The organism is Micromonospora sp. NPDC007271 (assembly GCF_040634005.1).
In the GTDB taxonomy this organism is placed as follows: domain Bacteria; phylum Actinomycetota; class Actinomycetes; order Mycobacteriales; family Micromonosporaceae; genus Micromonospora.
Genome location: NZ_JBEYER010000048.1, coordinates 17,557 through 38,802 on the forward strand (window position 1 = coordinate 17,557; position 21,246 = coordinate 38,802).

17 protein-coding genes are annotated in these 21,246 nt (G+C 73.8%); 5 read left to right on the forward strand and 12 right to left on the reverse strand.

Annotation, left to right across the window (positions count from 1 at the left end):
* Positions 1 to 39: 39 nt before the first annotated feature.
* The gene (gene pepN, locus ABZ570_RS18520; RefSeq protein ID WP_358064580.1) at positions 40 to 2,556 is read right to left on the reverse strand and encodes an aminopeptidase N; all 2,517 of its coding nucleotides are present in this window, start codon (positions 2,554 to 2,556) and stop codon (positions 40 to 42) included.
* A gap of 67 nt (positions 2,557 to 2,623) precedes the next feature.
* Here pepN and ABZ570_RS18525 point away from each other — a divergent pair, with 67 nt between their 5' ends.
* Entirely contained in the window at positions 2,624 to 2,842 is a 219-nt protein-coding gene (locus ABZ570_RS18525) for a DUF397 domain-containing protein (protein WP_358064583.1), read from the forward strand.
* A gap of 10 nt (positions 2,843 to 2,852) precedes the next feature.
* Here the strand turns inward: ABZ570_RS18525 and ABZ570_RS18530 are convergent, their stop codons facing one another.
* Positions 2,853 to 3,239, reverse strand: a complete 387-nt coding sequence (locus tag ABZ570_RS18530) for a hypothetical protein (RefSeq protein WP_358064585.1) — start codon at positions 3,237 to 3,239, stop codon at positions 2,853 to 2,855.
* Positions 3,240 to 3,541: 302 nt separating this feature from the next.
* On the opposite strand from ABZ570_RS18530, the gene ABZ570_RS18535 reads away from it, so the two are divergent.
* A complete protein-coding gene (locus tag ABZ570_RS18535; protein WP_358064588.1) occupies positions 3,542 to 4,789 on the forward strand; it encodes a cytochrome P450 in 1,248 nt (415 codons plus the stop codon).
* Positions 4,790 to 4,997: 208 nt separating this feature from the next.
* On the opposite strand, the gene ABZ570_RS18540 is transcribed toward ABZ570_RS18535, so the two are convergent.
* Together ABZ570_RS18540 and ABZ570_RS18545 are read right to left on the reverse strand one after the other, a co-directional pair.
* Entirely contained in the window at positions 4,998 to 6,176 is a 1,179-nt protein-coding gene (locus tag ABZ570_RS18540; RefSeq protein WP_358064591.1) for a zinc-dependent alcohol dehydrogenase, read from the reverse strand.
* A complete protein-coding gene (locus tag ABZ570_RS18545; RefSeq protein WP_358064593.1) occupies positions 6,173 to 6,811 on the reverse strand; it encodes a cyclase in 639 nt (212 codons plus the stop codon). The genes ABZ570_RS18540 and ABZ570_RS18545 overlap by 4 nt, the downstream gene beginning before the upstream one ends.
* 355 nt (positions 6,812 to 7,166) lie before the next feature.
* Here ABZ570_RS18545 and ABZ570_RS18550 point away from each other — a divergent pair, with 355 nt between their 5' ends.
* Both ABZ570_RS18550 and ABZ570_RS18555 read left to right on the forward strand, forming a co-directional pair.
* Positions 7,167 to 7,637 carry a DUF4383 domain-containing protein gene (locus tag ABZ570_RS18550; protein WP_358064596.1) on the forward strand — a complete coding sequence of 157 codons (471 nt, stop codon included), beginning with the start codon at positions 7,167 to 7,169 and terminating at the stop codon, positions 7,635 to 7,637.
* 128 nt (positions 7,638 to 7,765) lie between these two features.
* Positions 7,766 to 8,425, forward strand: a complete 660-nt coding sequence (locus ABZ570_RS18555) for a DUF6766 family protein (protein WP_358064599.1) — start codon at positions 7,766 to 7,768, stop codon at positions 8,423 to 8,425.
* A 90-nt stretch (positions 8,426 to 8,515) separates the two neighbouring features.
* On the opposite strand, the gene ABZ570_RS18560 is transcribed toward ABZ570_RS18555, so the two are convergent.
* From ABZ570_RS18560 to ABZ570_RS18595, 8 genes are all read right to left on the reverse strand, one after another.
* Complete coding sequence (locus ABZ570_RS18560) at positions 8,516 to 8,965, reverse strand: GNAT family N-acetyltransferase (RefSeq protein ID WP_358064602.1); 450 nt, start codon at positions 8,963 to 8,965, stop codon at positions 8,516 to 8,518.
* Positions 8,966 to 9,035: 70 nt separating this feature from the next.
* Entirely contained in the window at positions 9,036 to 10,508 is a 1,473-nt protein-coding gene (gene obgE / locus ABZ570_RS18565; RefSeq protein WP_358064605.1) for a GTPase ObgE, read from the reverse strand.
* Between the two features lie 89 nt (positions 10,509 to 10,597).
* Entirely contained in the window at positions 10,598 to 10,852 is a 255-nt protein-coding gene (gene rpmA / locus ABZ570_RS18570) for a 50S ribosomal protein L27 (protein WP_073838295.1), read from the reverse strand.
* A gap of 11 nt (positions 10,853 to 10,863) precedes the next feature.
* Positions 10,864 to 11,178: a 50S ribosomal protein L21 gene (gene rplU / locus ABZ570_RS18575; RefSeq protein WP_089005670.1), complete on the reverse strand. Its 315-nt coding sequence runs from the start codon at positions 11,176 to 11,178 to the stop codon at positions 10,864 to 10,866.
* Positions 11,179 to 11,535: 357 nt separating this feature from the next.
* Complete coding sequence (locus ABZ570_RS18580; protein WP_358064610.1) at positions 11,536 to 14,559, reverse strand: Rne/Rng family ribonuclease; 3,024 nt, start codon at positions 14,557 to 14,559, stop codon at positions 11,536 to 11,538.
* A gap of 131 nt (positions 14,560 to 14,690) precedes the next feature.
* On the reverse strand, positions 14,691 to 15,410 hold the full coding sequence (locus ABZ570_RS18585; RefSeq protein WP_358064656.1) for a TIGR03936 family radical SAM-associated protein: 720 nt from the start codon (positions 15,408 to 15,410) through the stop codon (positions 14,691 to 14,693).
* A gap of 279 nt (positions 15,411 to 15,689) precedes the next feature.
* On the reverse strand, positions 15,690 to 17,075 hold the full coding sequence (gene mycP / locus ABZ570_RS18590; RefSeq protein ID WP_358064613.1) for a type VII secretion-associated serine protease mycosin: 1,386 nt from the start codon (positions 17,073 to 17,075) through the stop codon (positions 15,690 to 15,692).
* A gap of 174 nt (positions 17,076 to 17,249) precedes the next feature.
* A complete protein-coding gene (locus ABZ570_RS18595) occupies positions 17,250 to 19,235 on the reverse strand; it encodes a TIGR03960 family B12-binding radical SAM protein (protein ID WP_358064616.1) in 1,986 nt (661 codons plus the stop codon).
* Between the two features lie 209 nt (positions 19,236 to 19,444).
* Between ABZ570_RS18595 and ABZ570_RS18600 the strand changes: the two genes are divergently transcribed.
* On the forward strand, positions 19,445 to 21,208 hold the full coding sequence (locus ABZ570_RS18600) for a hypothetical protein (RefSeq protein WP_358064619.1): 1,764 nt from the start codon (positions 19,445 to 19,447) through the stop codon (positions 21,206 to 21,208).
* Positions 21,209 to 21,246: the final 38 nt, after the last annotated feature.

Sequence of the window (21,246 nt, forward strand, 5' to 3'; positions counted from 1 at the left end):
CGCACCTGACGTGCGCCACCCCCGGCGGCCGACCTGCGGTCAGGCGCTGGCGGCAGCCACCGCCGTCCGGGCGACGAGGGCGCGCCGCAGGTCGTCGTCGCGGTCGGTCACCTCTCGTCGGAGGCCCGGCGCGAGGTCGTCACGGGCCAGCAGCGCGGCGGCCAGATCCCGGGTTCGCTGAGCCACCGCGTAGCGGGGGAAGGCCAGCCGGGCGACCCGGTTGGCCGTCCAGGGGGTACGCAGCCGCGCCGCCGCCGGCATGTCGGCGAAGTAGCGCTCGACGTAGCCGGCGGTCAGCTCGGCCTGCTCCGGCTGCCAGAAGCCCTCCGCGGTCGCCTCGACGAGGCGGTTGGAGAGTTCGACGTTGCTGGTGATGATCTCCCACGCGGCCCGCTTGGCGTCGGCGTCGGGCAGCTCGGCCCGGCAGGCCGCGGCCCGCTCGGCGCCGATGGCGCTGCGGTCGGCGGCCGCCTCGGCGGCGATCTCCGGCTCGCCGGCCGCCCCGAGCACCACCAGCCGGCGCAGCAGGGCCCACCGCAGGTCGGCGTCGACCGCGAGCCCCGCCGGGACGTCCTGGCCGGCCAGCCAGCCGGCCAGCAGCCCGGTGTCGGTGGTGGCGCCGATCAGGCTCCGAGCCGCGGCGAGTTGCAGCGAGCCGCCGGCCGGGGCGCCGGCCAGCAGCGCGGCGCACGCCCGCGCGATCCGGCGTAGGGCCGCGTCCCGGGCCGCCGGATCCAGGTACCGGTCGACCAGGTCGCGACTGAGCGCGAGCACATCCTCAGCGATGATGACCTCGGTCTCCGCCGGCAGGGCCGCCTCGATGAGCGCGACCAACCCGGCCACCGGACGCTCGCCGTCGGTGGCGGAATCCAGCGCCTCGCCCCAGAGCAGCGCGCGGGCCAGCGGATCGTCCAGCCCGGCGAGCAGCATCGGCACCGCGTCCGCCGAGGCGGGGTCGAGCCGGATCTTGGCAAAGGTCAGGTCGCCCGCGTTGGGCAGCAGCAGCCCGGTGGCCGCCTGCCCGACCAGCTCGGTCAGCTCGGTGCGGCCCTGCTCGGCGTCCGGGTCGAGGTCGACCTCGAAGCGCTGCACCGGGGCGTCGGCGGCGTACCGGGCCACCCTGATGCGGTGCGGGCGCAGCACCGGGTACGCCTCCGGCGCGGTCTGCACCACCGCCACCTCGGTCCACCGGCCGTCGGCGTCCACCGCGGTCTCCATCCGCAGCGTGTTGACCTGGCTGCGGCGCAGCCAGCGTTCGGCCCAGTCGGCCAGGTCCCGCCCGCTCGCGGCGGCCAGGCTGTCGAGCAGGTCGGTGAGGGTGGCGTTGCCGAACCGGTGCTTGGCGAAGTGCGCGTTCAGCCCGGCCAGGAAGGCGTCGTCGCCCACCCAGGCGACCAGCTGGCGCAGCACGCTGGCGCCCTTGGCGTACGAGATGCCGTCGAAGTTGAGCAGCGCCCGGGCCGCGTCGGCCACCTCCTCCGGCGCCACGGGATGCGTGGAGGGGCGCTGGTCGGCCGCGTACCCCCAGGCCTTGCGGCGCATCGCGAAGGTGGTCCACGCCTGGCCGAAGCGGGTGGCCTCGGCGGTGACCCGGGTGCCCAGGTACTCGGCGAAGGACTCGTTGAGCCAGAGGTCGTCCCACCAGCGCATGGTCACCAGGTCGCCGAACCACATGTGCGCCATCTCGTGCGCGATGGTGGTGGCCCGCAGCTCCCGCTCGGAATCGGTGACGGCGGAACGGAAGACGTAGTCGTCGCGCAGGGTGACCAGGCCCGGATTCTCCATCGCGCCCGCGTTGAACTCGGGCACGAACGCCTGGTCGTACTTGCCGAAGGGGTAGCGCTCGGCGAAGAGCTGGTGGAACCGGTCGAGGCACTGCCGGGTGACGGTGAAGATCTCCTCGGCGTCGGCGTCCAGGTGCTCGGCCAGGGACCGCCGGCAGTAGACGCCGAGCGGGATGCCGTCGTGTGCGTCGTGCCGTACGTGCCAGGGGCCGGCGATCAGCGTGAAGAAGTACGTGGCCAGCGGCGCGGTGGGGGCGAACTCCCAGCGCCCGGGCGCGGGCCGGTCGGCCACCGGCCCGTTGGCCGCGACCGTCCACTCCGGCGGCGCGGTGACCGAGAGGGTCACCGGGGCCTTGAGGTCGGGCTGGTCGAACGCGGCGAAGATCCGCTGCACCTCGTCGAGGAAGGACATCGCGTAGAGGTACGTCTCGCCGTCGGCCGGGTCGACGAAGCGGTGCAGCCCCTCGCCGGTGTTGGAGTACGCCATCTCGGCGCTGACGGTCAGCGTGTTCGTCGCGGCCAGCCCGGTCAGCGGCAGCCGGTTGTCGTCGAGGACGGCCGGGTCGAGGTCCCGGTCGTTGAGGCGTACCCCGAGCAGTCGCGCGGGTTTGACCTCGGCGAAGGTCTCGGCGCCCGGGGTGGCCCGAAACCGGATCGTGACGGTGGAGCGGAACCGCTCGCCGCCACCGGTCAGGTCGAGGTCCACCTGGTAGGACTCGACGGTAATCAACGCGCCACGCGCGGTCGCCTCTACACGGGTCAGGCTCGGCATCCGCTTATCCTGCCCGATGGGGATCCGGCCGGGATCCCCGGTGACGTCTGGCGATGGAGGAACAACGATGGGTCAGCATCCCAAGGGCGACTTCGACCTCTCCCGGGCGGTCTGGCAACGGGCCGAGGGCGACACCTCCGCGGGTGCGGTCGAGGTGGCCTTCGTCGACGAGCTGATCGGGATGCGCAACTCGGCCGAGCCGGACGGGCCGGTGCTGGTCTTCACCCAGGCCGAGTGGGACGCGTTCGTCGCGGGCGCCCAGGACGGCGAGTTCGACCTGGACTGAGCGCACCGGCTCAGTCACCGTCGCCCCAACCGAGACCGCCGGGGCCGGGCGCGTGGTGGAAGCCGGGGTGGCCGGTCACGTCGGCGCAGCGCTCGCCGTCGGGCCCGACCGCCCCGCAGAACAGCCGCTCCGCCCGATGCCAGGCGTCCGCCGGGGAGAGGGCCGCCGCGCCGAGCGCCAGCTCCGGGCGGAGCAGGCTCAGTGCCTCGGCGTACGCGACGGCCAGCTCACGGGCGGCGGACGGGTCGGCCGCCTCGAAGCCGAGGTGCACGGTGAAGAACCGGGGCGGCCGGGCCGCGGCCCGCCGCGCTGGCCCGATCAGCGTCTCCTCGCGGCCCCCGCGGCGCGGGTCGAGCCCGGTCACCACCCGCCGGTGCGCCGTCCTGTCGTTGCCCATCCCGTCCTCCCCGTCGCCGTGGCCGCGGCACCGCGCCGGCGGATCCCCGACCGGCTCGCCGCCGAGCCAACCAGGTTTTCCGCGCCCTGGGAGGGGCCAGCTCCGGCGTTCGCCGCTGGCCCCTCCCCGGCGTTCGCCGCTGGCCCCTCCTGGCGCGTTACCGGGCCGGGTCGGCGTCCGGCACGCGACCGGATCGGGCCGGCCAGGGCGGGGCCGACCTGCACCGGACCGGATTCGCGCCGCCCGACCCGGGTAGTAGCGGACCGTCGACGCCGGTCGCCGAGCCGCCCGAGGAGCAGCCGATGAGCAGCATGCCGAGCGACCCCAGCCCGGACAGCACCCTGGCGTTCCTCCGCGAGGGGTACCGGTTCGTCGGCGACCGGTGCGACCGGCACGGCAGTGACATCTTCCAGACCCGGCTGATGCTGGAACCGACCATCTGCCTGCGCGGTCGCCCGGCCGCGGAGCTGTTCTACGACGACGACAAGTTCGTCCGGCACGGCGCCATGCCGATGCGGGGGCAGCGCACCCTCACCGGGGTCGGCGGCGTCCAGGGGCTCGACGACGCGGCGCACCGGGCGCGCAAGGCGATGCTGATGTCGATCATGACACCCGCCGCGATCGACCGCCTCGGAGAGCTCTTCGACGACGAGTGGCGGGCCCGCGTCCCGGTCTGGGTGAGGTCGGGTCCGGTGGTCATGTACGACGAGGTCGGCCGGATGCTGGCCCGGGCGGTCTGCGCCTGGGCGGGCGTGCCGCTGGCCGGCGCGGACGTGGCGTCCCGCGCCGCCGACCTGCACGCGATGATCGAGGCGCCGGCCGCGGTCGGCCCCCGGCACTGGCGCGGGCTGCTCGCCCGCCGCCGGGCCGAGCCCTGGCTCGGCGACCTGGTGGAGCGGGTCCGCCGCGGCGCGCTGCCCGCCCCGGAGGGCAGCGCACTACGGGTGATCGCCGAGCATCGGGACGACCAGGAGCGGCTGCTGCCCCGACGGATCGCGGCGGTGGAGCTGTTGAACGTCCTCCGCCCGACGGTCGCGCTCGACCGGTACGTGGTCTTCGCCGCGCTGGCCCTGCACGACCATCCGCGGTGGCGGGAACGGGTGCCCGGCGACGAGCCGGCCACCACGAGCTTCGTGCACGAGGTACGCCGTCACTACCCGTTCTTTCCTGTCGCGGCGGCCCGGGTCCGGCGCTCCTTCGGGTGGCAGGGGCACGACTTCCCGCAGGGCCGGCGGGTGCTGCTCGGGTTGTACGCCACCAACCACCACCCGCGGCTCTGGCCCGAACCCGAGCGGTTCCGGCCGGAGCGGTTCACCGGCTGGCCGGGCGACCCGTTCAGTCTGGTCCCGCAGGGCGGCGGGGAGCACTTCGCCGGGCACCGCTGCGCCGGCGAGTGGCTCACCGTCGAGCTGATGAAGCGGGCGGTCGGCAACCTGACCGGAACGATGCGCTACCGGGTCCCGCCCCAGGACCTGGCGCTCGACCTCGGCCGGATGCCCACCCTGCCGCCCAGCGGATTCGTCGTCGACGGGGTACGCCGGATCGGGTGATCACTCCGCCACCACGAGGTCCACCATCGCTCAGCCCTCCGTCGGCGCGGACCACAGCGGGCGCCGCAGCAGCACGAGGCGCACGATCAGGGTGGTCGCGCCGGCCGGCGGAGGTACGAACGCCGCAGCACCAGCGCCGCCGAGGTCACCGCGAGCGAACCGGCGGCAGCGAAGGCCGGCACGGCGGCCCGGGGGCCGCGGACCCCGCTCAGGCCGGCTGCGGGTGCAGGACGGTACGCAGGCAGCCGTCCTCCTTCGTCTGAAAGATCTCGTAGCCGCGGGCTCCCTCCTCCAGCGGCATCGGGTGGGTCGCCAGGTAACCCGGGTCGATCTCGCCGACGGCGATCCGGTCCAGCAGCATCGGGATGTAGCGCTGGGCGTGCATCTGCCCCATCCGCAGCACCAGCGCCTTGTTCATGGCGGCGCCGAGCGGGAACTTGTCGACCAGGCCCGCGTACACGCCGATGATGCTCACCGTGCCGCCCTTACGGCACGCCATGATCGCCTGCCGCACCGAGGTCGGCCGGTCGGTGGTGAGCCGGACCGTCTGCTTCGCCTTGTCGTACGCGTAGGTCGGCCCGACGCCGTGCGACTCCATGCCGACCGCCTCGATGCAGGCGTCCGGCCCCCGCCCGGCGGTCAGCTCGCGCAGCTCCTCCAGCACGTCGGTCTCCGCGTAGTTGATCGTCTCGACGCCGAGCCGTTTGGCGGCGGCGCCGAGCCGCTCCGGCAACCGGTCGATGACGATGACCCGCTCGGCGCCGAGGATCTGAGCGGCCCGGGCGGCCATCTGCCCCACCCCACCGGCGCCCCAGACGGCGACCACCTCGCCGCCCTTGAGCCCGCAGAAGTCGGCCGCCATCCAGCCGGTGGGCAGGGCGTCGGAGGCGAAGACCACCGAGTCGTCGGGCACCCCGTCGGGGACGGTGAACGCCCCGACGTCGCCGAACGGCACCCGGATGTACTCGGCGTGGCTGCCGGCGTAACCGCCGGCCGCGTGCGAGTAGCCGAGGATGCCGGCCGGCGAGTGCCCCCACAGCTTCTCCGTGAACACCGGCTGCGGGTTGGAGTTGTCGCAGAGCGAGTACTGCTCGGTGCGGCAGTACCAGCAGGCGCCGCAGGCCACCACCGAGCCGACGACCACCCGGTCGCCGACCTTGATCCGGCGTACGTCGGGACCGGTCTCGACCACCTCGCCCATGAACTCGTGGCCGAGGATGTCCCCCTCGCGCATCGCCGGCAGGTATCCGTTGATCAGGTGCAGGTCCGAGCCGCAGACGCTGCTGGCCCGAACCTTGACGATGATGTCGCCGGCGGAGCGGATCGTCGGCTCCGGCACGTCGCGTACCGCCAGCCTGCCGATGCCCTCCCAGCACAACGCCCTCATGGCCGGCCTCCCACCGTCAGCCGCTCCCGGACCTTGTCCGTCGCCTGTTCCTGCTTCGGGCTGCGCCCCGACGGGTCGTGGCGGGTCTCCAGCATCTGACCGGTCTCGATCAGGGACTTGATCCGGCGCAGCGTGCTGCGCAGCGCCAGGTCCGGATCGTGCCCGCCGGTCAGCCCGAGCACCCGGCGCACCAGCCCGGACCGCCAGCGCAGCTCGGCGCGGATCTCGGTGCCCCGGTCCTGTGGGGCGGGGACCAGCTCGACCCGGCCCCGCTGCGCCACCGGGCCGTCGGTGACCCGCCAGGTGAGCCGGCCCGGGCCGTCGACGGTGAGTTCCGCGCGCCACTCGGTGCCGCCGCCGGCCGGGTCGCTGGCCACGCAGCGCCACCGGTTGTCGTCGAGCTGTTCCAGGGTCGCCCACTCGCCGAGCGCCCGGTCCAGCCGTTCCCGGTCGGTCCAGAAGCCGATCACCGCGTCCATCGGCCGGGCCACGGTGATCCCCCGGTGGACGACGTACCAGCCGCCCTCCCGTTCGGGTTGGTGCCGGCGCCGCCGCCGCGCCACCACCCGGCCGACGCCGAGGGCGGTCGCCGTGGCGGCCCCGGCCAGCATCCACCTCGTTCCGTTGCTGCTCATCACGTCTCCTCCACCCGGGGGTCCGGGGTTGGACCGCCCGCATCCCGCAGCGCTACCCGGCACGAACCCATCGAAACGACAAACCGGCCTGATCGGCAGAATACGGGCAGGAACCGCGGCGACGTACGCGACGGCTCCCGGTCACTCCCCCGGGAGGACCGCGAGCTCCTTCGCGCTCTGCGCCGCGGACCGGGCGTCCCCGGTCACCGCCTGCACGGCGTCCTCGGCGGTGGCGGGCACCCGTCGTCGGGTCCCTGCCCTGATTCGTCATTTCTCTGCGGCTGTGCCCCGCTCCGATCACAGAATGGAGGGTCTGCCCGGCCCGGGCGGCGGGTGATCAACGGAGGTGACAGCGATGGCACGTGACGTGCGCGGACGCGTCCCGGCCCGGCCGGCGATCCAGATGGTCGCCCTCGCGGTGGCCGCCGTCTTCGTGCTGATCGGCGTGCTCGGCTTCCTCCCCGGCGTCACCACGCACTCCGGCGAGCTGGCGTTCGCCGGCCACCACTCCAAGGCGAAGCTGTTCACCCTGTTCCAGGTTTCGATCCTGCACAACCTGCTTCACCTGGTCTTCGGCCTGATCGGGCTGGGGCTGGCCAGCCGGGTCGGCGGGGCCCGACTGTTCCTCGCGGGCGGCGGCGCCGTCTACCTCGCGATCTGGCTGTGGGGCTTCGCCGCCGGCCCGGAGGGCGCGGCGAACGTGGTGCCGTTCAACGACGCCGACAACTGGCTGCACCTCTTCCTCGGCTTCGGCATGCTCGCCCTGGGGCTGCTGCTGTTCCCCAAGGTTGGCACCGGCGGGCGGCTGGACAGTCCGCTCGAGTGACCCTGGCCTGCGGCGTCACCCGGTCGAAGCTATCGCTTCCGGCACGCCAGACCCGGGTTTGCGCCCTCGTCGCCGGGGGCAACGAGGGACCACCGCGGGGCTTGCCCATGGAAGAGGAGGTCCGCACGATGCCACGGTGGTTGCGCCAGAACCTGCTCACGGTCGCCATGCTCGGCGCGTTTTTGATCTTCCTGCTGCTGCAGAGCGTGTTCGGCTGGCAGGTCCACAACGAGGAGCTGACCCAGTACGGCGCGGCCCCGATCGGCTGGTGGGCGTACCTGGGCAGCGGGCACTTCGCCGAGGCCGTCTTCGAGAACTGGGAGTCGGAGTTCCTGCAGATGGGCGGGTACGTGCTGCTCACCGCGTACCTCGTGCAGAAGGGCTCGGCCGAGTCGAAGCCGGAGGACCAGGGGGACCGCCCCGACGACGACGCGAGCCACGCCACCCCGGACTCCCCCTGGCCGGTCCGGGTCGGTGGCCTGCCGCTGGCGATCTACCGCAACAGCCTCTCCCTGGCCCTGCTGCTGATCTTCGCCGGTTCGTTCCTCGGCCACCTGTTCGGCGGCGTGGCCCAGTACAACCAGGAGCAGGCGTTGCAGAGCGGGGCCGCCCCGATCAGCGCCGGGCAGTTCCTCGCCACCAGCGACTTCTGGTTCCAGTCGATGCAGAACTGGCAGAGCGAGTTCCTCGCCGTCGGCGTGCTGATCCTGCTGAGCATCGTCCTGCGCCAGCACGCCAGCCCCGAGTCGAAGCCGGTCACCGCCCCGCACGCCGAGACCAGCGCCTGACCCGGCCGCGGCCGGCGCTGGTGGCGAGGTTGCCGCCGCTCGTCCCGCGAGGACCGACCGCCGCCGGGCCCGGGACGGGCGCGACCGCCGTCAGGCGGCGACGAGCAGACGCTTGGCGAAGCACACGCTGTACGGGTTGCCCACGTACTCGCCGTAGACCGGAACGGGCTGGTAGCCGCAGGACCGGTAGAGGGCGATGGCGGCCGGCAGGTAGGTGCCCGTTTCCAGGCACACCGTGGTGTGCCCCTGCTGGTAGGCCAGCTCCTCCAGGGCGGCCAGCAACTGCCGGGCGATGCCCCGCCCCCGGTACGCCGGCCGGACGTACATCCGCTTCAACTCGCCGGTGTCGGCGTCCAGCGCCTGGATGCCGCCGCAGCCGACGGCTCGTCCAGCCGCCACCGCGACCAGATAGCGGATGTCGTCATGGGTGGTGCTCGCCTGGCCGGGCAGCCCTCCGTCGGCGTCGCGCAGCTCGCGCTGCTGAGCCGCCACCAGGGTGGCCACCTCGGGGTCGGTGGCGGGCCGGGATTCGATCAGCATTCCGTCACGCTAGGCCGGCCGGATTTCGCGGAGGTTTCCGGCCAACGACCCGATCGCGGACGGCGAGGAACTACTCCCAGTCGTCCTCGTCCTCGTCCTCGTCGTCGGCGTCCTGCGCCGCGGCCTCGACCTCGTCGGCGGGGCGCTGCCGGCGCGCCTTGCGGGCGGCCAGCCGCTCGGCGGCCGTGGCCCGGTTCGCCTTCTCCTCCAGCCGTACGTCGGTGCCCCGGTTGCCCGGGATGAAGTCGACGCCGGCGTAGAGGGTCGGCTGCCAGTCGAACTCCCGCCCGCCGATGCGGACCAGGTCGCCGGCCTGGGCACCGGCCTTGGCCAGCTTCTCCTCGACGCCCAGCCGGGCCAGCCGGTCGGCCAGGTAGCCCACCGCCTCGTCGTTGTCGAAGTTGGTCTGCCGGACCCAGCGCTCCGGGCGGACACCCCGGACGGTGAACGAGCCGTCCTCCTCCGCCTCGATGGTGAAGCCGGCGTCGTCGACCGCCTTCGGGCGGAGCACGATCCGGGTCGGCTCGGCCGGCGGCGCCGCGCTGCGGGCCCCCTCGACCAACTCCGCCATCGCGTACGTCAGCTCCTTGAGCCCCTCGCGGGTGGCCGTGGAGATCTCGAAGACCCGCAGGCCGCGCGCCTCCAGGTCGGGCCGGACGATCTCGGCGAGGTCCCGGCCGTCCGGTACGTCGATCTTGTTGAGCGCGACCAGGCGGGGCCGGTCGGCCAGGCCGCCGTACTCGGACAGCTCGGCCTCGATGGTGTCGATGTCCGCGAGCGGGTCCCGGCCCGGCTCGAGCGTGGCGGTGTCGATGACGTGCACCAGCACGGCGCAGCGCTCGACGTGGCGGAGGAACTCCAGGCCGAGCCCCCTGCCGGTGGCCGCGCCCGGGATCAGCCCGGGCACGTCGGCCACGGTGAAGGTGTGGTTGTCCACCCGGACCACGCCCAGGTTCGGCACCAGGGTGGTGAACGGGTAGTCGGCGATCTTCGGCTTGGCGGCGGAGATGACCGAGATCAGGGACGACTTGCCGGCCGACGGGAAGCCGACCAGGCCGACGTCGGCGACGCTCTTCAGCTCCAGCACCACGTCCAGCCGGTCGCCGGGCTCGCCCAGCTCGGCGAAGCCGGGCGCCTTGCGCCGGGCGTTGGCCAGCGAGGCGTTGCCCCGCCCACCCCGGCCGCCCCGGGCCGCCTCGAAGGTGGTGCCCGCGCCGACCAGGTCGGCCAGCACCTCACCGTCGATGGTCTGCACCACCGTGCCGTTCGGCACCTTGATCACCAGGTCCCGGCCGTTGGCGCCGTCCCGGTTCGAGCCCGCGCCGCCCTTGCCGTTCTCGGCCTTCATGTGCGGGCGGAAGTGGAAGTCGAGCAGCGTGGTCACCTGCGGGTCGACCACCAGCGAGACGCTGCCGCCGTGCCCGCCGTTGCCGCCGTCCGGGCCACCGAAGGGCTTGAACTTCTCCCGGTGGATCGAGACACAGCCGTGCCCGCCGTCGCCGGCCTGCAGATGCAGGACGACCCGGTCAACGAACGTCGTCACGCGGACAATCCTTCCAGCGGGGCACGCCCCGCACGTGAAAAAGCGAAGCGGGCCGGGACACCAGGTCCGCGGCCCGCAACGCGAGAAAACTACTGCTGCGGCACGATGCTGACGGTCTTGCGACCGCGCTTGGTGCCGAACTGGACCGCACCGGCGGCCAGCGCGAAGAGCGTGTCGTCGCCGCCGCGGCCGACCAGGTCACCGGGGTGGAACTTGGTGCCACGCTGGCGGATGATGATCTCGCCCGCGTTGACGACCTGACCACCGAAGCGCTTCACGCCGAGCCGCTGAGCCGCGGAGTCGCGACCGTTACGCGAGCTGGACGCACCCTTTTTGTGAGCCATTGGAGGACGACCTACTTCCCGCTGGAGATGCCGGTCACCTTGACCTGGGTCAACGGCTGGCGGTGACCCTGGCGCTTGTGGTAGCCGGTCTTGTTCTTGAACTTGTGGATCCGGATCTTCGGGCCCTTGGTGTGCGCGGCGATCTCGCCGGACACGGAGACCTGAGCAAGCTTCGCCGCGTCGGTCACCAGGTCGTCACCGTCGACGAGGAGCACCGCGGTGAGCTTCACCGCGTCGCCGGGGGCACCGGCGAGCTTCTCGACCTCGATCACGTCGCCCTCGGCGACCTTGTACTGCTTGCCGCCGGTCTTGACGATCGCGTACATCGGAGGCGGACTCCCTGTCGTTGAGGCTGCTGGCGGTCGTTCCCACGGCGACTCGCCGGGTAGCCGTGACACCGGCGGCGCGGGCACGCGGGAACTCGGCACACCAAAGTGCGCCGCATGCAAGCGTACGCCATAGCAGTCCCGCCCCCCAAACCGGGCCGCCGCTCGGCCCGGACCGGGTTCGTCGTGGCGCCGCCGTCCCGGCGTTCGGGGGCGCCCCGGTGCTCGGGGAGCCGCCCCACGCCGGACCAGCGGGCCGGAACCGGTTCCGGTCGGGGTCGGCGGAACGGCAGCGGCCCCTCCCGCGGCAACTGGTGCCGCGGAAGGGGCCCGCTCGAACGCCTGCTGGTCAGCGGCTCACGGCCGGGTACGCCGCCGCGCGCCGCCGCGCCGGGAGCGCCGCCGGCCGAGGCCGCCCTCCTCCTCGGCCTCGCCGTCGCCGATCGCGTCCGGGTCGTCCGCCGCGGCCAGCCGCGCCGAGTCGCCCTCCTGGCTGTCCGCGACCGCCGGGGCGGCGGGCGTCTCGGTCTCGTACCGGGACAGGTCGTAGCCCATCGTGTCGTGGTAGTCGGCTTCCGCCTGGGCGTCGGTCACCTCGGCGACGGTCTTCTCCGGCGCGGCCTTGCGACCGCGGCGGCGGGAGCCGCCCCGCTCCTCGGCGGCCGGCGTGGTGACGGCCGAGGCCACCGCCTTGACCTTCTCCCCCGCGCCGCCGGAGCGCGGCTTCTCCGGCACCGGCTCGGTGTGAATGATCACGCCCCGGCCCTTGCAGCACTCGCAGGTCTCGCTGAACGCCTCCAGCAGGCCCGCGCCGATCCGCTTGCGGGTCATCTGCACCAGACCCAGCGATGTGATCTCGGTGACCTGATGCTTGGTGCGGTCCCGGCCCAGGCACTCGGTGAGCCGGCGCAGCACCAGCTCCCGGTTCGACTCCAGCACCATGTCGATGAAGTCGATCACCACGATGCCGCCGAGGTCGCGCAGCCGCAGCTGGCGCACGATCTCCTCGGCCGCCTCCAGGTTGTTGCGGGTGACCGTCTCCTCGAGGTTGCCCCCGGAGCCGGTGTACTTGCCGGTGTTGACGTCGATGACGGTCATCGCCTCGGTCCGGTCGATCACCAGCGAGCCACCGGAAGGCAGGAAGACCTTGCGGTCCAGCCCCTTGAGGATCTGCTCGTCGATCCGGTACTCGGCGAAGACGTCGGTGGTGCCGACGTGCCGGCGCAGCCGGGCGACCAGGTCCGGCGAGACGTGCGACAGGTACGACTCGACCAGGTCGTACGCCTGCTCGCCCTCGATGACCAGGTCGCGGAAGTCCTCGTTGAACAGGTCCCGGACCACCCGGATGACCAGATCCGGCTCCTCGTAGAGCAGGACCGGGGCGCCACCCTCGGCCGCCTTGGCCTGGATGTCCTCCCACTGCGCCTGCAGCCGCTTGACGTCCCGGGCCAGCTCGTCCTCGCTGGCGCCCTCGGCGGCGGTCCGGACGATCACCCCGGCACCGTCCGGCACCAGCTTCTTGAGGATGTCCCGCAGCCGCTTCCGCTCGGTGTCGGGCAGCTTGCGGCTGATGCCGGAGGCGTTGCCGTTCGGCACGTAGACCAGGTGCCGGCCGGAGAGCGCGATGTGGCTGGTCAGCCGCGCGCCCTTGTGCCCGATCGGGTCCTTGGTGACCTGCACGAGCACCGAGTCGCCGGACTTGAGCGCGTGCTCGATCGAGCGGGCCCGGCCCTCCAGTCCCGTGGTGTCCCAGTTGACCTCGCCGGCGTAGAGCACGGCGTTGCGGCCACGCCCGACGTCGACGAAGGCCGCCTCCATGCTGGGCAGGACGTTCTGCACCTTGCCGAGGTAGACGTTGCCGGCCATGGTGCCGGACGAGTTGCGGGTGACGTAGTGCTCGACCAGCACGCCGTCCTCGAGGACCGCGATCTGGGTCCGGTCGCCGCGCTGGCGGACGGCCATCACCCGGTCGACCGCCTCCCGGCGGGCCAGGAACTCCGACTCGCTCAGGATCGGCGGCCGGGTACGCCGCTGCTCGCGGCCGTCCCGGCGGCGCTGCCGCTTGGCCTCCAGCCGGGTCGAGCCGGAGACGCCCTGCACCTCGTCGACGGGCCGGCGCGGCTCGCGGATCTTGACGACCGTGGGCACGCCGTCCTCGGACGGGCCCTCGACGTCACCGGCACCCCGACGGCGGCGGCGACGGCGGCGGCGGGTCATCCCGTCGCCCTCGGTCTCCTCCTCCTCGGCCTCCTCGGCCTCGGCGCTCTCGGCCTGGATCGCCTCCTCGGCCTCGTCCTCCTCGACGTCCTCGACGCCGCCCTTGCCCCGGCCCCGCCCGCGGCGACCCCGCCGGCGGCGGCGGCGCCCGGAGACCGTCTCCTCCTCGTCCTCGTCCTCCTCCGCATCGAGGCCCTCCTCGACCTCGGCGGTCGGCTCCACCTCGGCCTCAACCTCGGCCTCGACCGGCTCCGCCTCGCGCCGGCCACGCCGGCGGCGCCGACCGGTCTCCACCGGCTCCTCGGCCGGCTCCTCGACGGCCGGTCCGGTGACCCGGACGATCGGCATCTCCTCGGGCTGCGGCGCCATGAACAGGACGGTCGGCGCGGAGATCGCGGCCCGCCGGCGGCGGGTGACCGGCTGCGGCTCCGCTGCCGGCTGCTCGGCGGTGCCCGGGACGGCGCCGCCCGGCGAGATCTCGCCGGTCCGGTCCGCCGACCCGCCGGCGCGCGCCAGGGTGGCCTCGGTGGCCGGCGGCGCCTCGGCCCCGCCCTCGGCGATCGGCGTCGGCCGGGCTCCGGTCTGCTCGACCTCGGGCTCCTCCTCGGCCGGCGCGGCGCTCGCCGACGGCTCGGTGCCCTCGGCGGGCTCCCCGCCGGTGTCGCCCGACGGCTCAGCCTCCTCCGGCGACTCAGCCTCCGCTCTGGCGGCGGCCTCGGCCGGCGCCTCGGTCGCGGACTCCTCGATGGGCGCCTCAGCCGGCGGTGCGGCGGCCTTCCGGCGACGGGTACGGGTCACCTTGACCGGCGGGACGACCTCGTCGGAGGCGGCTTCCGCGCCGGTGGCGACCACCGGCTCCTCGACCGCCTTCGCAGTGGTCGCCTTACGCCGCCGCCGGGTGGTCTTCGGCGCGGACTCCAGCTCGCCGGCGACCGGCGCGAACACCTCGGCCTGCGGCGCCTCGCCGCTGGTGGTGCCGGCGTCGGTGGACGCCTCGGCCGGCGCGTCGGTCTGCTCCGGCTGGTTGAGCGGGGCGGCCTTGCGGCGACTGGTCCGCTTGCGGGCCGGCGGCTTGGTCTCGGACGTGCTGTCGGTGTTGTTGGCGGGTGCCTCGGCCGGCTCTGAACCGGTCCGTTCGCCGCCCTCGGGCTCGTTCTCGAGCATGGACGTTCTCCAGTTCTGGCTGCCCCGGGCGCGGGTGAGCGCTGCCACGCAGGGTCGCCGCAAAAGGTGTTTCCGCCGGGCGCGCAGGTGCGCGACCGCCGAAGTCTGCCTGCCAGAGCGTTGACCGTCGGTCAGCGCTCTCCGATGGCTGCCCCGTCGCGATCCGCATCCAACGGATCGACGATCTCGCCCTGCGCGGTCAACGTGCCCTGCTCCAGCCGGATCACCTTCGGAGCGACCGGCGGCGCCAGGTCGGCCACCACGCGGAGGCCGGAAAGGACGTCATCGGGCCGTACGGACGGGGTGACCTGCCGCACGACCACTTCGAGTATCGCACACGGTACGGCCATCGCCCCGGAAGGCGTCTCCGACGAGGGCAGCACATCGATGCCGATGACGGCGGCCCGCGCGTCGAAGGTGCGCCGGCCCTGCTTGGTCATCCGCTCGACCTGGATCTCCTCCGCGGCGGTGAAGGCGGTCACCGCCCGCTCCAGCAGCGCCGGGTCGACCTCCGGCAGCTCGATCCGCCAGCGCGACGCCTCGATCCGGTCGGCCAGACTACCGCCGGCGGCCTCCACCGCGTCGAGCACGTCGAGCCCGGGCGACAGGGCCGCGTCCAGGGCGAGCCGCAACTGCTCCGGATCGACCGGCTCGCGCAGGCCGATCTCCAGGTACTCCGCCTCGCTCGCGACGCCGGTCGGGGCGGCGGAGGCGTACGAGATCTTCGGGTGCGGGGTGAAGCCCTGAGAGAAGGCGATCGGTACGCCGGCCCGGCGCAGCGCGCGCTCGAAGGCCCGGGCGAAGTCCCGGTGCGAGGTGAACCGCAGCGGGCCGCGCTTGGCGTACCGGATCCGGACCCGCTGGACGACCGGCGCCTGGCCGCCCTCGGGTTGAGGCTTTCTGGCGATCGTGAGCTCCTCGGGTGTACCTGCGTGTCCGTCCCATCCTGGCGCAGCGCCCGTGACGGTACGCAGCCGGGGCGGCCGGAAGAGCCCCGAAAGTCGGTAGCAACCGCTCAGCCGGGCGTTTTCCACCCACATCGGAGACGCCGGTGGCCGGCCGGTGACGTGCAGGTCACCGGCCGGCCACGCCGATCGGGCCCGGTTTGCCCGCGGGAGACGTCGGCCAGGTCAGGACCGGTTGCCGCCGTCGGGCGGCGGGTACGTCCCCGGAGCCGCCGGGAACGCGCCGGGTTGGCGGGCGTATCCGGGGGTCGGGGGAGGGCCGCCCGGAGCGGGTACCGAACCCGGCGGGCCGTAGCCGCCCGGAAACGGCGGGGCGCCCGGCGGGCCGTGGTAGCCGGGGGCGGCGGCGACCCGGTCGAGCAGCTCGTCCGGCACATCGGCCGGGAGAGCCGCCTCCCGCCGGTACCGGCGCCGGTTCCAGATCAGGAGGACCACCAGGGCCAGCAGGACCACCACCACCACGGTGATGCCGATGCCGATCACCATGACCTGCTGGTCGGTCGGGCCGCCCCGGTCGCCGTACCTGGTCACGTCGAACTCGCCGTCGGTGGCCGCCTCGGCCGGGGCGCTGCTCGCGGCGTCCGGGGCGAGCAGCGGGTTCGCGGAGACCCTCGGCACGTCCCGGGTCAGCGCGGCGACCGGGTCGATCAGGCCGAAGCCGTACTGCGGGTCACGGCCGGGTGCGCCGGCGTCCCAAGCGGTGCGGATGATCCGGTTGGTCACGCTGGCCGCGTCGAGGTCCGGGTACCTCGACCGGATCAACGCCGCGACGCCGGAGACGACCGCGGTGGCGTCCGAGGTCCCGTCGCCCCAGCCGTAGCCGTGGTCGGGACCGATGTTGTAGATCCCGTCGCCGGGCGCGGCGATCACCGCCTCCGGACCCTGGACCGAGCCGCCCCAGAACGCGCGGCCCCGGGTCGTACCGGTCACCGCGAGCACGCCGGGGACGTTGGCGGGGCTGTCGACGTCGACGCTGCCCTTGGCGGTGTTGCCGGCCGCAGCCACCACCACCACGTCCCGGTCCAGCGCGTACTTGATGGCGCTCTCCATCTCGGCGCTGGCCGAGCCCGGCCCACCGAACGACAGGTTGATCACCTTGGCGCCCCCGTCCACGGCCATCCGGATGCCGAGGGCGCACGCCCCGTCGCGGTATGAGCCCTTGCCCTTCATGACCTTGATGGGCAGGATCTTCGCGCCCGGGGCGACGCCGTCCACGCCGTCGCGGCTGGCGTTGGTGGCCGCGATGATGCCGGCCATGTGAGTGCCGTGGCCCTCCTCGTCGGCCCGTCCGTCGCCAGCGGCGCCGTAGCTACGACCACCGGGCAGCACCCGGCCCCGGATGTCCGGGTGGGTGGCGTCGACGCCGCTGTCCACCACCGCGACGATCACACCCCGTCCGGTGGAGAGCTTGTGCGCCTGGTCGATCCGGAGTTCGTCCAGGTACCACTGCTCGGCCCGGCGCGGCGCGGCGGCCGCCGGTTGGGCGACCCCCAGCACCATGAGCCCGGCCAGCAGCCCGGCCGCGAGTAATCGTCCCCTGATGTCACCCACGTTGCTGTCCTCCCCGTTACCGACCCGCCGGTCGGTCCATTTGGGACGCAGCGTATCGGCCTCGCCACCCGTCGAGGTGCCACCGGGTCACCGCCGGGCCGGCGGGACACCCGGTCGCGGAACGACGGAGCGCGGGAACCGGCCGGTCCCCGCGCCCCCGATGCGCCGATGCGGCTAGTGCTGGGCCCCGGTGGGCAGCTTGAGGCCGTTGACCGGGGTCAGCGGCAGCAGCTTCCTGCCGGTGGGGCCGATCTGGATCTCGGTGTCCATCGACGGGCAGACGCCACAGTCGAAGCACGGGGTCCACCGGCAGTCGTCCTGCTCGTACTCGGACAGGGCGTCCTGCCAGTCCTGCCAGAGCCAGTCCTTGTCCAGGCCGGAGTCCAGGTGATCCCAGGGCAGGACCTCCAGCTCGTCGCGCTCCCGGGTGGTGTACCAGTCGAGATCCACCCCGAAGGCCGGCAGCGCCTCCGCGGCGGCGTCCACCCAGCGCTGGTACGAGAAGTGCTCGCTCCAGCCGTCGAACCGGCCGCCGTTCTCCCAGACCTTGCGGATCACCGCGCCGACCCGGCGGTCGCCCCGGGACAGCAGGCCCTCGATCAGCGACGGCTCGCCGTCGTGGTAGCGGAAACCGATCGCCCGGCCCAGCGAACGGTCCGCGTTGATCGCCTGCTTGAGCAGCTTGAGCCGAGAGTCGATGACCTCCGGCCGCTCCATCGCCGCCCACTGGAACGGGGTGTGCGGCTTGGGCACGAAGCCGCCGATGGAGACCGTGCAGCGGATGTCCTTGGAGCCGGTGGCGGCCCGGCCGGCCTTGATCACCTCGTGGGCCATCCGGGCGATCTGGAGCACGTCCTCGTCGGTCTCGGTGGGCAGGCCGCACATGAAGTAGAGCTTCACCTGTCGCCAGCCGTTGGTGTACGCGGTGACCACGGTGCGGATGAGGTCCTCCTCCGACACCATCTTGTTGATCACCTTGCGGATCCGCTCCGACCCGCCCTCGGGGGCGAAGGTCAGACCGGTACGCCGGCCGTTGCGGGAGAGCTCCTGCGCCAGGTCGATGTTGAACGCGTCGACCCGGGTCGACGGCAGTGAGAGCGAGACGTTCGTGCCCTCGTACTGCTGGGCCAGGCCGGAGCACATGTCGCCGATCTCCGAGTGGTCGGCCGACGACAGCGACAGCAGGCCCACCTCGTGGAAGCCGGAGAACTCCAGCCCCTGCTGCACCATCTGGCCGACCGTGGTGATCGAGCGCTCCCGCACCGGGCGGGTGATCATGCCGGCCTGGCAGAACCGGCAGCCCCGGGTGCAGCCCCGGAAGATCTCCACCGCGTACCGCTCGTGGACCGTCTCGGCCAGCGGGACCAGGGGCTTCTTCGGGTACGGCCAGGCGTCCAGGTCCATCGTCGTGCGCTTGTGCACCCGGAACGGCACGTCGGGGCGGTTCGGCACGACCCGCTGGATCCGGCCGTCGGGCAGGTAGTCCACGTCGTAGAAGCGCGGCACGTAGACGCTCTCGGTGCGGGCCAGCCGCAGCAGCAGCTCGTCCCGCCCGCCGGGCGACCCCTCGGCCTTCCACTCCCGGACGATCGTGGTGATCTCCAGCACCGCCTCCTCGCCGTCGCCGAGCACCGCGGCGTCGACGAAGTCGGCGATCGGCTCCGGGTTGAACGCGGCGTGCCCGCCGGCCACGATCACCGGGTCGGCGTCGGTGCGGTCGGCGGCAAGCAGCGGGATGCCGGCCAGGTCGATCGCGGTGAGCAGGTTGGTGTAGCCCAGCTCGGTGGAGAAGGAGACGCCGAACACGTCGAAGTCGCGCACCGCGCGGTGCGCGTCGACGGTGAACTGCGGCACGCCGTGGGCGCGCATCAGCTTCTCCAGGTCCGGCCAGACCGCGTAGGTCCGCTCGGCGAGCACGTCGGGCAGCTCGTTGAGCACCTCGTAGAGGATCTGCACGCCCTGGTTGGGGAGGCCCACCTCGTACGCGTCGGGATACATCAGCGCCCACCGGACGGCCGCCGTGTCCCAGTCCTTGACCACCGCACCCAGCTCGCCACCGACGTACTGGATGGGCTTGGTCACCTGGGGCAGCAGCGGCTCCAGCCGAGGCCAGATGGAATTGGCCACGACGGGGCGCGGCGTCGTCGACGGGGCACTCATGATGCCCAAGGGTACGCGGTGCTCCCCCGCCCACCACGCCGCACCGCGGCAGAGCGCCACCCCACCCACCCGGATCTTGGAGACCTCCCGTCCGCACCCCGGGCACCGCCACTCTCCAAGATCTGCCATGTCACCGCCGGACGAGCGGATTCGTCCGCGGTGGCACTCCCCTACTAACCTCGCAACGGGCGTGAGAGGAGAATGCCGCGATGCCGGAGCCGGGCACCGATCGGCCGGCCGACGGGAGCACCCCGGTCACAGACCGGGAGCCGGGCACCGACGGGCCGACCCTCACCCCCGTACCGCCAGCAGCACCGACGACCGACGGCGCGGATGCGGCAGCGGAGTCGCTCACCAGCCCGCACCCGGCGGCCGAGCCAGCCGGCAGCCCGGATCCGTCCGCCACGTCGAGCAGCAGCCCGGACGCACCGGCCGAGCCGGTCGCGGACGTCGGCGAGCCGTCCGACGGGCCGCCCCCGGCCGTTCCGCCGGCCGACGACGACCGCCCACAGGATGGTGAGCCGCCCGCCGCGCCCACCTCCCGCGCCGAAGTCGCCGGCCCCGAGGCCGAGAGCGGCCCCGCCGCCGGGGGCAGCGGCCAGCACGCGGAAAGCGCCCCGGGGGGCACCGCCACGGGCGCCGATACCAGCATCACCGAGGCGGTGGCCGGAGCCGGCGCGCCCGTCGAGGTGTCGGGCACTCCGGCGCGCGGCTCGGCGCCCGTACCCCCGCACTCGCCCGGCCCGGCGGCCACCCCGCCGTGCCCGGCGGACCCGGCCGCTCCACCGTCCCGGCCGAGCGGCTCTGCCGCCGTACCCGGCCGCCCGTCCGGCTCGGCGCCGGTGCCCGCGCCGGGCGGCCCGGAGCCGACCCGGTTGGAGATCGAACCCCCGCTACCCGCGCCCCGCTGGAGCGGATCCGCACCGGTCCCGCCCCCGCCGCCGCGCAAGCGCTCGTGGGGTGAGTCCGCCGAACCCACACCCGTGCCGCCGGTGAGCTCACCGGAGCACATGGTCCCGGTCGACCCGTGGGAGGGCGTGGACACCACCGGCTGGGATCTGCGCTCCGTCGAGTTCCCGGCGCTGCCGCCGACGCTGCCCTACCCGGCGTCCCCGCACACGCTGCCCTACCCGGCCCCGCCGGCCAGCCCGCCGCCGCCGGTCGCCGGCGTACCGGTCCGTCACCCGCCGGCCGCCCCGGCGCCGATCCCCGCGCCCCCGGTCGCGGCCCGCCCGGTGTCGCCGCCGCCCGCGCCGGTGTCGCCACCCAGCCCGGCTCCGGCCGCGCCGGTGGCGCAGCCCCGCCCGGCCCTGCCCGCCCCGGCAAAGCCGCCGAAGCAGCGCCGCGGCCGAGCCACGCCGCCGGCCGGCGCACCGCCCGGATTCCAGCCGCCCAAGGGGTACGTGGCCGTGCCGGTCCGCCGCCGGCGCCGCTGGCCCTGGGTGCTGCTGCTCACCGTGGCCTGCTGCTGCGGCGTACCGCTCTGGTGGGCGCAGCCGCTCCGCGCCCAGTACCCGGCCAGCGCGGCCCTGCCCGACCAGGTCGCCGGGCTGCGGCTGCGCCAGGACGAGGGCAGCCGGGACGCTGCCGAGAAGCTGAAGGGCGAGGTGCGCCAGCAGCACCTGTTCGCCGACGACGCCTTCGCCGGGATCTACACCACGCGGGACGGCAAGCGGGTGACCCTCTTCGGCAGCACCGGCCTCCGGCTGACTCCCGAGGCGGACGCCGATGCCGAGATCGCCCGCCTCACCGACCGGTACGCGCTGGGCCCCGCCGAAGCGGTGCAGACCCGCGTCCGCGGCCGGTACGCGCGCTGCGCCGTCGGCCGTGCGGACGGCGACGGGGTGGTGGTGTGCACCTCAGTGGACCATGGCAGCCTGGCCACCGGGGTCTTCACCCGGCTCGACCTGAACGACAGTGCTCGTCTGCTGGACACCCTGCGCCAGCAGGTGGTGACCGCGGACGGCGCCTGACCGGTCACGCCGCGCCGGCCCCCGGGGCCGGCGCGTTC